Here is a 13117-nt window from a genome sequence, read left to right as displayed (position 1 = left end):
TAAAGGAAAGAACCCGTTTCGTCAAATAAGTACGAAAAAAAGAACAGAGCCGGAGAGGAGGTGGGGTTAATATCTCTGAAAGCAGGTGATTTTATTCATTTGCATACGAAATGTTTTTGAGATACGGAAAAATGTTTGCAGAAAAAAGACAAAAACTATTGACAAGCAAAATTTTCCTGTTAAAATCTTTATTATCACGAAAAAATAGTGACGAAGGTTTTAAAGGTAAATTGTGTACGGAGGATACAAAATATGGAGCAAGCAGTTAGAAAAATCGCCTTACTGGGCATGGGCACTGTTGGCGGTGGTGTATATGAAATTATTGAAAGACAGAAAGAGGAAATGCCCTTTAAAATTGGGGCGGCACTGGAGGTTGTGAAGGTTCTGGTGCGGAATAAGGCAAAATATGCGGACAGGATACCTGCCGAAAAGCTGACGGATGTCTGGGAGGATGTTATCGGCGATGACAGCATTGACATTGTGGTTGAGGTGATGGGCGGTATTGAGCCTGCGCGTACATACATTAAGGCGGCATTGGAAAAGGGCAAGCATGTTGTGACAGCCAATAAGGACCTGATGGCAATGCACGGACATGAGCTGCTGGAGCTGGCAGGAGAGCACCATTGTGATTTGCTGTTTGAAGCGGCAGTGGCAGGCGGAATTCCCATTATTCGCCCGCTGAAGCAGTGCCTGGCAGGCAATAATATTACAGAAATCATGGGCATTATCAACGGGACAACAAACTTCATTCTGACAAAGATGAAGGAGGATGGTATGGACTTCGGCGAGGCTTTGCAGCTGGCAACGGATTTAGGCTATGCCGAGGCAGACCCTACAGCGGATATTGAGGGCTACGATGCCGGCAGAAAGCTTGCTATTATGGCCTCTATCGCGTTCCATACATCGGTTACCTTTGATGATGTTTTTACGGAAGGGATTACGAAAATTACAGCGAAGGATATGCGCTATGCAAAGGAAATGGGCTGCAGCATCAAGCTTCTGGGGATTGCGAAGAATACGGAAACGGGTATTGAGGTAAAGGTACATCCGACCATGATTCCTGAGAACCACCCCTTGGCAGCGGTCAACGATTCCTTTAATGCCGTATTTGTGCATGGGGATGCGGTGGATGATGCGATGTTTTACGGACGAGGTGCAGGGGCCCTGCCGACCGGCAGTGCTGTTGTGGGCGATATTATGGATGTGGCGCGCAACATGCTTTTCCACTGCAACGGACGCATTGGATGCAGTTGCTACAAGAACCTGCCAATTAAGCAGATTGGCGATACAACCAGCAGATATTACATCCGCATGAGACTGGAGGACAGAGCAGGTACATTGGCGGCAATGGCAGGTGTTTTTGCGGAAAATGATGCGAGCATTGCGATTCTTTTGCAGAAGGAAACGATTGAAAATGATGCGGAAATCGTTGTGGTAACACATGAGGTGGCGGAAAAGAAATTTATGGATGCCATCAAGAAATTCTCCTCTATGGAAATGGTAAAGGAAATTTCTTCCATTATTCGCGTGTATGCACTTGGAAACATATAATTTTTAGAAAAGACAGACAAATAGTCTGTCTTTTTCTGTCTGAATTTGTTAAGAATGATGAATGGCATTTCTTTTCTTGGGATGTTATGATATATCCTGTGAAGAAAAGAGGGGGAAAAAGAAACATGAAGTATTTTACAAAAGAATGGTACGAAGCGTGTCAGGCTGCCGATTGGTGTTTGAATATGGCAGTTTCCAAGAATGCGGAGGAATTTTCCGAGGAATACTATAAGGATTTGTATACACGCCGCCGCCGTGCCTTTGTGAAACAGATGAAGGAAGAAGAAGGAGAAGCCTTTGACAAAATTGCGGCTGAGGTTGCATTTATGAAGCATCATGAGGAAACCGTAAAGCGCATGGAGAGGATTCTGCCCATCGAAATTAAGGCTGCGGTTGCGGATATGCGCGTGCTGGCACTGGACATTGCGACAAAAGAGGTGCGCCATCAGCTGAAAGCATGGTGCGAGGAGCAGAAAAAGCTTGCAGACGCAAAGGAGGCAGAATATGCCGCAGACGGCACGAAGGAGAGCAGTGAGACCTTCGCAGGCTGCGAGCTGACGGGGGTGGAAATGAAGGAAACGACATTGACGCTGACGCTGAAGGGCAATGTGAAAAAGGCTGTTTTTAAAAATTATAAAATTCTGAAGCAGGAAGGCTATCTTCTGGGGGCAAAATGGCTGAAAGAGGAGGCTTATGCTGCGGAGGGCGGCAAGGAATACCATATCTTGCTCAGAAAAAGCAACGGTACACTTGGGTATCTGACGATTTTTGCGGAGCAGCTTACAATTTTAAAATAAAGACAGAAAAAGGCGGACTGACTGTCCGCCTTATTTTTATTCGTTCATAACGAATGCAATCATTTCCATATCTTCATCGGTATTGTTTTCCATGGCATGCCATTGACCAACCTTGATGGAGCAGACATCTCCGGGATGTACCTCTGTTTTTGTGCCGTCGTTATCCACGAAGGTACCAACACCCTTGAGGATGTAATAGGGCTCTGTATTGCCGACGTGCTGATGCCAGCCAATGGAGCTGTGAGGCTTTACGATGACGCGGGCGAACATGGTGCCATGCCCCATCAGATCCTCGCCTTCCAGAATGTGATGGATTTCTACACTGCCCTTGCCATCTCTCAGACCTTCTACGGTAACAACTCTCTCTTTTTTAATCATGATGATTCTCCTCTCTTTTCATAAAGCTTTCGGCGGCGGCAACGCCCGATAAATCAAAGGTTGGGGTATATTCCCCGGTTGCCGAAGAGCGTTTTTGCATAAAACCGTTTTTTAAGCCGATTTCAAAAAAATAATCAATTACCTTTTCATATTCAAAGGTAGTCAGTTTGCGGGAAAGTGCCTTGATTTCCTTTGCACGATACAGGGGCGTATACTGGCTCATGAGAGAAACAAGAGTTTCTTCGCCGAGGGATGCCCGCACCCAGTCGAGAATTCGCATGCTGTCGCGATATTGCCCGGGCAATATCAGATGACGCAGAAGCAGCCCCTTTTGCAGGAGACCCTCTGCATCAAAAACATCCTGCGGCATCTGCCTGCGCATTTCCAGAATGGCAGCTGCGGCGGTTTCCCTGTAGTGCGGCGCATGGGAATAGGAAACGCCGAGGTCATTGTTCCAATATTTAAAATCGGGCAGATAGATATCCACCAAGCCATCCAGCATGCGTAAGCCTGTCAGGGATTCGTAGCCGTTGGAATTATAGACAACGGGAATCCGCAGACCCTGCGCCCTTGCCGATTCCAAAGCCTTTGCCACCTGCGGAATAAACTGCACCGCGGAAACCAGATTGATATTATGAAAGCCTCTTTCCTGCTGTTCCAGAAAAATCTCCGCCAGACGGAGGATGCTGACTTCTTGCCCGAAGCCCTCCTGACTGATGGTATGATTCTGGCAGAAGACACAGCCTAGATTGCAATGGCTGAAAAAGATTGTGCCGGAGCCTTTTGTGCCGCTGATGGGCGGTTCTTCCCACAGATGTCCGCTGACAAGAGCAACCTTCGGCAGGAGGGGGGCATGACACCACCCTGCTTTGCCTGCGGTGCGGTTAATGCCGCAGCCTCTGGGGCAGATTTCGCAATGGGATAACGCGGTTTTCATTTTTTCCATAGCAAGTACACCTCTGTCTTTCTTATTGTGATTGTATCATAGGGGAACGGAAAAAGACAACTGTTTTTCGACAGAAGAACGAAAGAGATGTTTTTTGAGAACGACATTGCCAGAGATTCCCCTTTGCTTTTTCGACAAAAAGATGCTATTCTATGGTCTGTAACAGGTGATAGGAGATAAACAGAAGTGAAGGAGCATGGGGAGGAAACGAGCATGAGAGAATATCAGACAGGCATGAGAGAAGAACGGGTTCTTTCTAAGGTTGTTTGCAATGGCTGCGGCAGGGAAATCCCCTTGAGGGGGGCGGACTATTTCCATGCGGAAAAAACATGGGGATATTTTTCCGAGCAGGATGGCAGGCAGGATGCCTTTGACCTTTGTGAGGAATGTTATCGGAAAATGACGGAAGGGTTTCGGATTAAAATAGAAGAAAAATAGCAACAGCAGATTTTGGCGTTCATCGGAGGGATGGACGCTTTTTTGTTTGGAGAAAGGATTTATCTGCTGCGGAAGAATCTTTCAGAATGGACGGAGACAGCCTGTGACGAGGAATGTCAAATTTGCAGAGATGGGACAGTTGAGGTAGTGGATGCGCCGGAATATCACAATACGTGAAGTAATATGGAAAATAAAGTTCGATTTGTGATACTGCCAAAACTGTTTGACTATAGTTATAGACAATGCTATAATCTGACTATAACTATAGTCAAAATGATGCGGAAAATAGAAAAGAGATGTTTATATGCAGTTTTATGATTCGGAGATAAAGGTTTTGAATATCCTCTGGAGATACGGAGAGCTTGCGGCAGGAGAGGTTGCAAAAATTCTGGGGGAGGAGGAAGGCTGGAAAAGGACAACTACCTATACTATGCTGCAGAAGTGTATTGATAAGGGATATGTAAGGAGAAGCGAGAAGGGCTTTCGCTGCAGGGCAACGATGACGAGAGAAGAAGCGCAGATGAGCAGTGTATCGGAACAGATTGAAAAATCCTATTCTTCAAAGACAGCTTTTTTCAAAGCGTATTTAAGCAAGGAAAATTTATCCGAGCAGGAGATTCAGGAATTATTTCAGATTGTGGATGATCTGAAGAAATAAAGGGGGGGCAGCATGAATTTTCTTTACATGAGCTTTTCTGCAGGCTGTATTGTATTGTTTACGGTTCTTTTGCGGACACTTTTCAAGAAAAAATTGCCCATAGAGCTTTTCTGTGGCTTATGGTGGCTGGCAATGCTGCGGGCATTGATTCCGTTTTCGATTCCGTCTGTTTACAGCGTTTATAATGCGAAAATAGGTATCGGAGGATGGTTTGAGAAAAGTCTTGATTTTACACTTTCGGAGAGAATCTTTGCAGAACGGGCGGAAGCTGTTGTTTCTGTTATATGTATGATACTCATTTTTTCTGTAGCGGTTTTTTCTGCGAGATATTTTATAAGGGTACATAGGTGCTGTAGTAATATTGCGGAAAATGCCGCCCTTGTGCAGAGCGCGGAGATAAGGTCTGCGCTGAAAGGCTTGAAATTGCCGATGAACGGAATCAGAATAAGGACATCGGATTTTGTGGACAGCCCTGTATCCTATGGATTTTTTCAGCCGGTTATTATTCTGCCGAAAAATTTAGCGACGGAGGACAAGGAAGCGCTGCAGTGTATTCTGCTGCATGAGGGGATACATATCAGGTATCTGCATTATATATGGAAAATTGTAGCTGTGATTGCTGTTTGTATCCATTGGTTTAACCCATGTATGTGGCTGCTTTATTGGTATCTGGAGAGAGATACGGAGATTTTCTGTGACAAGAAGGCTATCGGGATTCTGCATGAGGATAAAAAGGAGCTGTATGCGAAAACGCTTATCAATATGGCGATTAAACAGAGGGAGAGCGTTGCTTTCGGCAATCATTTTGTGCAGAAGGGTATGCTGAAGGAAAGAATCCTGATGATTATGCATTGGAAAAGAAATTCCTTGGGACTGCTTTTGGTCTCTCTGTTTCTTTTTGCGGGGACAGCAGCAGCTTTTGCGACAACAGATATTTCTGTTGCAATGAATGAGGAAAACAATAACCGGATACAGGTTATGGACGTGTCGGAGGAAAAGGTCTGTTTCGTAGGCGATGAAGAAATAGATATGGCGTTATCCTATGAGGAGCTGAAACCGTATCTGTATTCGGGGGATGCGGAAGAAACAGAAAAATCGGTAGCTATCAGGGGGTATAAATATACGGCGCAAACGCCTGCACCTGCTGTAATTCATGTATCTATGGAGAAAGACGGAGAAATTTACACAGGGATACTCGCATTTTCTCATGGGGAAAAAACAGCAGGCAGAACCTATGTGGGGTATTATTGCGGTTCCTTACGGCAATAGGGTATCTGTAAAAAAGTACGGGTGGAATTTTTGTCAGATTACCGAAAAACGATGTCAAACAAGCGACGAAATCGAGAAAGAATTGTGAAGGATTGCAGATTGACACGGAAAAACGCAGATTATATAATATAAAAAAATACAGTAGAAAAAAATATAGTCGAAAAAGGGTGAAGCGAAGTGAAGGTACAAAAGAATTATTTATCTCCAAAGGAATATGAAATTATGACGATTTTCTGGAGCATGGACAAACCGCTGACGGCATCGGAAATCCTACAGCACAGAAAAGAGGGCACATGGGCGGCGAATTCCATTCATCCTCTGCTGAATAAGCTGTTGGAGAACGGGTATATTGCGGTCTGCGGTTCGCAGAGGGTGGCGAAGGTGAACAGCCGTTTATATGAGGCGAAGGTGAGCCTTTCCGATTACATCACGAATCAGGTTTCGGAGGTTTTTGAAAATGAGACGAACAAGTTCAATGTTTCCTCCTTTTTATCCGGACTGATGGGCGGCGATGAGGAAAAGGACGAGAAAATTATTTCCGAACTGGAAAACTGGTTGGACGATTACAGCAAAAAGAGTGTATAAATAGGGGAGACGTATGATTTTCGTTACGAGATATTCATTTATTACGGCAATTCTGCTCAGCAATCTGTTTTTTCTGTTTTTTATAGGCTTATCCAGAAGCAACAGGGTGTTGCTGCGGATTCCGTTAAGGGTATTTGCGGTGCTGGGGGCGGCGTTGCTGGTGAAGCTTCTATTCCCGATAGAGGTGGAAAGCACAATAGAAATCAGTTCCTTTCAGATTTATCCTGCGATTATCGCGTTTCTGGGAAAAAAGCTGTTTACGATTGGCGGCTTTGTGGTGCAGGTGCGGTGGCTGCTGCTTGCGGTCTGGATGACGGGGACGGTCTGCATTGCGTGGAGCAGGATTCGTTTTTACAGACAGCTGGTTCGCAGGTTTGGACATCTGCCGAGCATCTGCGACGAAAGCTATCTGAAAATTCTGGAGGAGGTCAAGCGGGAGAACGGGTATGCATTTGAAACAACGGTGATTGTGGATAAAAATATCCGAACGATACTGGAATTCGGCTATTTCAGGCAGATTATCTTCCTGCCGAAGGCGGCATATACCGAGGGTGAGCTGCGGTACATTTTCCTGCACGAACTGGAGCATTTCGCAAATAAGACAAACTGGATGAAGCTGATTGTTATGGTATTGGAGTGCATTTTCTGGTGGAATCCGTTGGTGTATCTGTTCAGAGATGCCTGCGCGCAGCTGCTTGAGGTATACTGCGACTCCTGCGTGAGCAGAAAGCTGAACAAACAGGAGAAGGTCGATTATCTGGGGTGTCTGCTGCAGGAAATGAAACGGGAGCGCGCCGTCTGCCGTAGCTACCCGTTCGGAAGTCAGTTTTTCCGACAGGCGAATCTGAAACAGCGGTTTGCGGTGATGATGCAGTTTGAAAGGGACAGAAAAATTGAAAAATGTATTTATTTTATGATTTTTGCACTGCTTTTCCTTTCTTATAGTATCGTGCTGCAGCCGGAATATAGACCGCCGGGGCTGAATCTTGATTATATCTATACAACAGATTATATCATAAAGCATGGAGAAGATGGCGTATACACGCTTTATATAGAGGATGAACCGGAAATGATATTTATGTCTGTGGAGGAAATCGAACATCTGGGATTGCATTACGATGCGCAGAATGACGAGAAATGAGAAACGATGACGGAGGTGGAATCACATGAACAGGAATCGAATCATCAAGGTTATTTTAGGTGTGCTGACGGTGCTTCTGGTTGTATGGTTTTGCGTATTATTTTATCAGGACGGCTATGCACGTGACTACGGCATTTATCGGAGCCGGACATTGCTGCTTATGGCGGTGGTTTTGCTGCTTTGCTGTGTGGTTTTGTTTTTCTATGGCAGCTTTTTCTGCAAAAAGGGAATCGGAAAGGTGCAAATCTGCAATTTCGTTTTTCTGATTCTGACGGTTGCGAGTCTGGGGCTGTGGGGGAATAGTGCTGCGGTAAAGGATGAGGATGCAGAGGTGAAGGCGGTGCTGGAAGACTATATCAAAGAGGAAATGGACGGCAAGGTGCTATTTCTGAATCTGACAGAGGTGCCGCGGTCGTTTTATCAGAATCCTTCTGCGGATGCGCCTTACTATGATGCGCAGGATTATGACTGGCGTTACTATAATGTGAGCTTCTATTATGAGGATCAGCAGGATAAAGAGGCTTCGGGGGATTATCATTGGAATGCTTATATGGTGAAGGAGGATGCAGAAGCGGCATGGAAGGTGGTGTCACTGGGGGAATCGTAAGCGTGGACAGGTGAGAAATGCTATATAGAAATGGAGGGAATGCAGATGAAAAAACAGATTGGTTTGTTTCTTGGAGTTTTACTGCTGATTGGTGCAACGGGGTGCGGAAAGGAACCGCAGAAGCAGGACATGACCGGGGCATACAATGTATATGAAGGCTATCTGACGGTTAAGGATAATCAGCTGATTGTTGATGAGATTAAGTTTATTGATTTAGCAGATAAGTATTGGATAGATTCTTTAAACTTAACAGAGGAAGATATGACGAATGGATACTATATCTATAATCCTTCGGATGAGAAACTCACATTCACATTAAATGACGAAACAAGATACGATTTTTATGATACAGGTGCTTTATTTATTTCGGAAGATAATGAAACCCGTATGTATACAACACAAGAGGTATCTGAGTTTCTGGAGAAATTTGATGCGGGAAATGGAGAGCTTGGGAAAACACCTTTTGAAATACAGGTGCTTGAAGATGGCAGGGTGATTTCTATCAGAACGATGATTGAAATTGCATGAGGTAAATTTTGATAAAGAAAAAGGGGACAGGGATATGAAGAAAAGAAAAATGATTCTGAGCGTGATGCTTCTATTATCTATCACAACGGGCTGTGCTGCGGGAGAGGCGAAGGCGCTTTCTGACAGCAAAGGGCGCATGAGTCTCTCTCAGCAGATTGCGAAATGCAACAGCAAGGAAAGCGCGATTTCCATTGCGGAGAACGGCATAGAGAAGATTTTCGGGGCGAATAAATACGCTCTGGAGGGGGACGCATCCTATAATCAGGACAGCAGTATTCAGCCGGATGGCTGGTTTGTGCAGCTTTATGACGGGGCTTGGGATTATGCCGTCTGGATTACGGAGGACAAGAACCGCATCCACTTTGTCAGAGGCGGCGAAGCGCATCCGTTGGAGTTTATTTCTGCGCAGGAGATGAAGGAAATCATCGAGAGTGAGGAAATACTGGATTCTGCCAAGGCACTGGTTGCGGAGCAGCTGGGGGATGACAGGGAAATCAGAGACGCGTATTTTGATAATACGGAGGAAGGCACACCGCATAATTCTGTGGATGTGACGCTTGTGATGGAGGATGGGCATATTTACATGCTGACATTCTATAAGGATGGCACACTGCGGTCTCTATTATATCTGGAATAAAAAAGGTGTTGGAGAAATCCAACACCTTTTTATATACTTTAACGCCAGTTGAAGGTAGCCATGCCATAGATATAGATGAAGGCAATCAGCCCTGGCAGGACGAAGCGGAAAATCGGCTTCATCCAAGGGCGCACCTTCAGGCCCTTACCGCTATTTGCTTCTGCAAGGAAGTTATCCCAGCCCCAGCCGAACTTATTACAGCAGAAGAGAGCAAGCACCAGAGAGCCAAGCGGCAGAATATTATTGGAAACAAAGAAGTCCCAGAAATCCAGCCATGTTGTACCTTCTGCGAAGGGCTGAAAATGAACGATGCTGAAGCCCAGCGCCGTTGTCAGCGCGAGCAGGAAGATGCCGATGCCGCAGATGACACTGCCCTTCGGACGAGACCAGCCTGTCAGCTCACGAATCATGGCGAGGATATTTTCGCATACGCCGAGTACCGTGGACAATGCCGCGAATACCATGAACAGGAAGAACAGGGAGCCCCAGACACGACCGCCGGGCATGTTATTGAAAACAGCCGCCATGGTATCAAACAGCAGACTGGGCCCTGCGGTTACTTCAAGGTTATAGGTGAAGCAGGCAGGGAAGATGATTACGCCTGCGAGGAAGGCAACCAGAGAATCCAGAATGATGACATGAATTGCTTCGCCCATCAGGGAGCGTTCCTTGCCGATATAGCTACCGAAAATTGCCATGCCGCCCATACCTGTGGACAGGGTGAAGAATGCCTGATTCATTGCACCAACCACAACGGAGCCTTTGATTTTGGAAAAATCGGGCTTGAGGTAGAAGCTCATCCCTTTGCCGGCACCGCCCAGAAGCAGGCTATGTACTGCCAGCGCGAGCATCAGCACCAGAAGGGCAGACATCATATATTTTGTGACACGTTCCAGACCGCCCTGCAAATTGAAGGAAAGAATAAAGAACGCAACAACCAATGTAATCAGCAGGAACAGCACATTGACCGATGGTGAGGATATCATGGCACCAAAGCCGAGGCTCGCATGGTTCCCGGTGAGGAATCGGAAGAAATAATAGATAATCCAACCGCTGACAACGGTGTAAAATGCCATCAGCGCGATATTCCCTGCCAGACAGAACCAGCCGAAGATGCCCCATTTCTGTCCGGGCTTTTCCAGCTTTTTATACATGAAAAGAGGGCTTGCCTGCGCTGCTCTCCCGATGGAAAATTCCAGAACAAGCGCGGGAATCCCCAGAAGAATTAGACAGAGAATATAGACCAGCATGAAGCTGCCGCCGCCATTTTGTCCACACATCCATGGAAATTTCCAGACATTCCCGCAGCCAATGGCACAGCCTGCGGAAAGCATGATGAAGCCCAAACGGCTTCCGAGTTGTTCACGTTTCACGAGAGAATACCCCTTTCCTTTACACGATCCTGTCTGCTTTGCAAAGAACAGGACATTTTTTGTTCTTGTTTTCATGAAAAATTGATAATACATCCATAAAGAATATTATATAAAAAAACATAATATTTGTAAAATTGATTGTTTTGCTGTATACTAACGAAAAAATCGTTTGTATAAAAAGGGGTGTTACAATGAATACCAACAGCTTGAAAACATTCATTGCCGTTTGCGAGCATGCGGGCTTTTCTGCGGCAGCGAAGGAATTGGGCTATACGCAGTCTACGGTTTCCTCGCAGATTAAGCAGCTGGAGGCAGAATTGCAGGTGCGGCTGTTTGACCGCTATTATCACAGAGTCAGCCTGACAGAGGAGGGGATTCTGGTCTTACAACAGGCGCGAAATATTCTCAATGCGCAGGAAAAAATGCTGGCATCCCTGAAATTCGGGGAACGGATTGAGGGGGAGATTCGCCTTGCGATGTCAAGCTCCATCTGCAATCGCTATTTTAAAGAGGAGTTTTTGCAGTTTCGCCGTAAATATCCGGGGATACGGGCGGAAATCAAGGAGGGCGGCACGGAGCAGATGTTTGATATGCTGCGGAAAAATGAGGCGGATATTGTATTTACATTGGACAGGCATATTTATGATTCCGATTTTATCATCTGCGCGGAGCAGGAGGAGCAGGCGCATTTCATTGCGGCGACAGATCATCCCCTTGCGAAGCGGCGGCTGACGTTGCAGGAATTATGCGGAAATGAATTTGTGCTGACGGAGCGAAAAATGAGCTATCGTGCCATTCTGGATGAAGCACTTGCGTCCAAATCCATGGAAATTCGTCCGATTCTGGAAATCGGGAACCCAATTCAGATTTGCGAGTTGGTGAAAAAAAGCAATCTGCTCTCCTTTCTGCCGGATTTCGTTACGGAGGACTATGTGCGGACAGGGCAGGTGACACGATTGCCGGTGGAGGACTCCATGGAGACAGTCTGGACACAGCTTCTGATTCATAAAAATAAGTGGCGTTCCCCTGCCATTCACGCATTTCTTGATTTTTATAAGGATGTCATGCAAAAGAACAGCATTTTGACTGAAAAATAGCAGAATAGCGGAGAAATAAAGGTAGGAAAATCGAATTATCTGTGATATAATGGCAAGAAAACTTTTGAAATGCTTTAAAATAAGAACAATACAAAAGAAAAAAGGGGGAAAAACATGGCAGACAAAATTAAGGAATTATTGGAAAAAAACGGACAGATGATTATTGACGGATCGATGTCCACGGCGCTGGAGCAAATGGGCGCAAATTTAAACTGTAACCTTTGGACGGCACGCGCATTGGTGGATACACCTGAGCTGGTCAAAAAGGTACATACGGACTATTTCAAGGCGGGCGCGGATTGTGGAATTACCTGCAGCTATCAGGCAACGATTCCCGGCTTGATGGAAAACGGCTTTACCCATGACGAAGCGGCAGAAATTGTTGCGAACAGCGTAAAGCTGTTTTTAGAAGCAAGAGAGGAATGGTGGAATGCGGAGGGCAAGGCGCAGGGGCGCGTGTATCCTCTTTGTCTGGCAGGCATCGGACCTTACGGCGCATATCTTGCGGATGGTTCGGAATACCGCGGGAATTACGGCGTATCCGATGAAGCCCTGCGTACATTTCATAAGGAAAGAATGGAGATTCTCTGGAACGCAGGCGCAGATATTCTCTTGATTGAAACACAGCCCTCTCTGCAGGAGGCTCTGATTGAAGCGGAAATTGCAGAGGAGATGGGAGCGGATTACTGGATTAGCTTTTCCTGCAAGGACGGGCATCATATTCATGAGGGCAACACCATTGCGGAATGTGCAAGGGTGCTTTCCGAGAACCATCCCGGACTGAAAATGGTTGGCGTGAACTGCTCCAAGCCGGAGCATATCGTAAGCCTGGTTCGGGATATCAAGCAGGAAACGAATTTGCCTGTCGGCGTATATCCCAACAGCGGCGACATTTATGATCCCACCACAAAAACATGGGAAAAGGTCGGCGGTGGTGCGAGCTTTGAGGAAAATGCACTTTCCTATTTTGAAGCAGGCGCAGATGCGGTCGGCGGCTGCTGTACCACAACCTGCACCCACATCGAACAGGTTGTGAAGGCGCGGGATGCGTTTCGCGCGCAGGCAGTATCAACAAAAGATAAAAACGAAAGATAACAGAAAGGAATTATAAA

General features: G+C 46.0%; 16 protein-coding genes. 13 read left to right on the top strand and 3 right to left on the bottom strand.

Translation table 11 applies throughout. The features are described 5' to 3' along the window. Positions 1-252 precede the first annotated feature (252 nt). Positions 253-1551 (top strand): homoserine dehydrogenase, encoded by a 1299-nt coding sequence (locus tag GPK49_RS05010; RefSeq protein ID WP_215676940.1) that lies wholly within the window; start codon positions 253-255, stop codon positions 1549-1551. A 125-nt stretch (positions 1552-1676) separates the two neighbouring features. Continuing rightward, complete coding sequence (locus tag GPK49_RS05005) at positions 1677-2348, top strand: DUF4085 domain-containing protein (RefSeq protein WP_215676939.1); 672 nt, start codon at positions 1677-1679, stop codon at positions 2346-2348. 36 nt (positions 2349-2384) lie between these two features. Here GPK49_RS05005 and GPK49_RS05000 read toward each other — a convergent pair whose 3' ends face one another. Both GPK49_RS05000 and GPK49_RS04995 read right to left on the bottom strand, forming a co-directional pair. Beyond that, positions 2385-2726 carry a cupin domain-containing protein gene (locus GPK49_RS05000; protein WP_215676938.1) on the bottom strand — a complete coding sequence of 114 codons (342 nt, stop codon included), beginning with the start codon at positions 2724-2726 and terminating at the stop codon, positions 2385-2387. Further along, the gene (locus GPK49_RS04995; protein ID WP_277119205.1) at positions 2719-3672 is read right to left on the bottom strand and encodes a radical SAM protein; all 954 of its coding nucleotides are present in this window, start codon (positions 3670-3672) and stop codon (positions 2719-2721) included. Before GPK49_RS04995 ends, GPK49_RS05000 begins: the two co-directional genes overlap by 8 nt. 186 nt (positions 3673-3858) lie before the next feature. On the opposite strand from GPK49_RS04995, the gene GPK49_RS04990 reads away from it, so the two are divergent. The 9 genes from GPK49_RS04990 (at position 3859) to GPK49_RS04950 (ending at position 9535) form a co-directional block, all read left to right on the top strand. Beyond that, positions 3859-4110: a hypothetical protein gene (locus tag GPK49_RS04990; protein ID WP_016408335.1), complete on the top strand. Its 252-nt coding sequence runs from the start codon at positions 3859-3861 to the stop codon at positions 4108-4110. 30 nt (positions 4111-4140) lie between these two features. After that, positions 4141-4287 (top strand): hypothetical protein, encoded by a 147-nt coding sequence (locus GPK49_RS04985; protein ID WP_215676937.1) that lies wholly within the window; start codon positions 4141-4143, stop codon positions 4285-4287. Between the two features lie 127 nt (positions 4288-4414). Further along, positions 4415-4768 (top strand): BlaI/MecI/CopY family transcriptional regulator, encoded by a 354-nt coding sequence (locus GPK49_RS04980; RefSeq protein WP_215676936.1) that lies wholly within the window; start codon positions 4415-4417, stop codon positions 4766-4768. 12 nt (positions 4769-4780) lie between these two features. After that, a complete protein-coding gene (locus GPK49_RS04975) occupies positions 4781-6037 on the top strand; it encodes a M56 family metallopeptidase (RefSeq protein ID WP_215676935.1) in 1257 nt (418 codons plus the stop codon). A gap of 177 nt (positions 6038-6214) precedes the next feature. Then, positions 6215-6622: a BlaI/MecI/CopY family transcriptional regulator gene (locus GPK49_RS04970; RefSeq protein WP_215676934.1), complete on the top strand. Its 408-nt coding sequence runs from the start codon at positions 6215-6217 to the stop codon at positions 6620-6622. A gap of 13 nt (positions 6623-6635) precedes the next feature. Next, positions 6636-7763: a M56 family metallopeptidase gene (locus GPK49_RS04965; protein WP_215676933.1), complete on the top strand. Its 1128-nt coding sequence runs from the start codon at positions 6636-6638 to the stop codon at positions 7761-7763. A gap of 25 nt (positions 7764-7788) precedes the next feature. Further along, entirely contained in the window at positions 7789-8370 is a 582-nt protein-coding gene (locus tag GPK49_RS04960; protein WP_215676932.1) for a hypothetical protein, read from the top strand. Between the two features lie 45 nt (positions 8371-8415). Next, on the top strand, positions 8416-8898 hold the full coding sequence (locus tag GPK49_RS04955) for a hypothetical protein (RefSeq protein ID WP_215676931.1): 483 nt from the start codon (positions 8416-8418) through the stop codon (positions 8896-8898). A gap of 34 nt (positions 8899-8932) precedes the next feature. After that, positions 8933-9535 (top strand): hypothetical protein, encoded by a 603-nt coding sequence (locus GPK49_RS04950; protein ID WP_215676930.1) that lies wholly within the window; start codon positions 8933-8935, stop codon positions 9533-9535. A 38-nt stretch (positions 9536-9573) separates the two neighbouring features. Here the strand turns inward: GPK49_RS04950 and GPK49_RS04945 are convergent, their stop codons facing one another. Next, positions 9574-10908, bottom strand: a complete 1335-nt coding sequence (locus tag GPK49_RS04945; RefSeq protein ID WP_215676929.1) for a sodium-dependent transporter — start codon at positions 10906-10908, stop codon at positions 9574-9576. Between the two features lie 191 nt (positions 10909-11099). On the opposite strand from GPK49_RS04945, the gene GPK49_RS04940 reads away from it, so the two are divergent. Next, complete coding sequence (locus tag GPK49_RS04940; protein WP_215676928.1) at positions 11100-12005, top strand: LysR family transcriptional regulator; 906 nt, start codon at positions 11100-11102, stop codon at positions 12003-12005. Positions 12006-12119: 114 nt separating this feature from the next. Next, positions 12120-13100, top strand: a complete 981-nt coding sequence (mmuM, locus tag GPK49_RS04935; RefSeq protein WP_215676927.1) for a homocysteine S-methyltransferase — start codon at positions 12120-12122, stop codon at positions 13098-13100. Positions 13101-13117 lie beyond the last annotated feature (17 nt).

Origin of the sequence: Clostridium sp. MCC345, from assembly GCF_018785345.1 — a bacterium.
Classification (GTDB): Bacteria; Bacillota; Clostridia; order Lachnospirales; family Anaerotignaceae; genus Anaerotignum_A; species Anaerotignum_A faecicola.
The sequence above is the reverse complement of the archived record's forward strand: the minus strand, read 5'-3'. Positions and strand labels throughout refer to the sequence as shown.

Coding starts and splice junctions, on each gene's coding strand:
- GPK49_RS04965 (WP_215676933.1), top strand. CDS start 6,636: ATGATTTTCGTTACGAGATATTCATTTATTACGGCAATTCTGCTCAGC.
- GPK49_RS04985 (WP_215676937.1), top strand. CDS start 4,141: ATGGACGCTTTTTTGTTTGGAGAAAGGATTTATCTGCTGCGGAAGAAT.
- GPK49_RS04995 (WP_277119205.1), bottom strand. CDS start 3,672: ATGGAAAAAATGAAAACCGCGTTATCCCATTGCGAAATCTGCCCCAGA.
- GPK49_RS04975 (WP_215676935.1), top strand. CDS start 4,781: ATGAATTTTCTTTACATGAGCTTTTCTGCAGGCTGTATTGTATTGTTT.
- GPK49_RS04980 (WP_215676936.1), top strand. CDS start 4,415: ATGCAGTTTTATGATTCGGAGATAAAGGTTTTGAATATCCTCTGGAGA.
- GPK49_RS04950 (WP_215676930.1), top strand. CDS start 8,933: ATGAAGAAAAGAAAAATGATTCTGAGCGTGATGCTTCTATTATCTATC.
- GPK49_RS05005 (WP_215676939.1), top strand. CDS start 1,677: ATGAAGTATTTTACAAAAGAATGGTACGAAGCGTGTCAGGCTGCCGAT.
- GPK49_RS05010 (WP_215676940.1), top strand. CDS start 253: ATGGAGCAAGCAGTTAGAAAAATCGCCTTACTGGGCATGGGCACTGTT.
- mmuM (WP_215676927.1), top strand. CDS start 12,120: ATGGCAGACAAAATTAAGGAATTATTGGAAAAAAACGGACAGATGATT.
- GPK49_RS05000 (WP_215676938.1), bottom strand. CDS start 2,726: ATGATTAAAAAAGAGAGAGTTGTTACCGTAGAAGGTCTGAGAGATGGC.
- GPK49_RS04960 (WP_215676932.1), top strand. CDS start 7,789: ATGAACAGGAATCGAATCATCAAGGTTATTTTAGGTGTGCTGACGGTG.
- GPK49_RS04940 (WP_215676928.1), top strand. CDS start 11,100: ATGAATACCAACAGCTTGAAAACATTCATTGCCGTTTGCGAGCATGCG.
- GPK49_RS04955 (WP_215676931.1), top strand. CDS start 8,416: ATGAAAAAACAGATTGGTTTGTTTCTTGGAGTTTTACTGCTGATTGGT.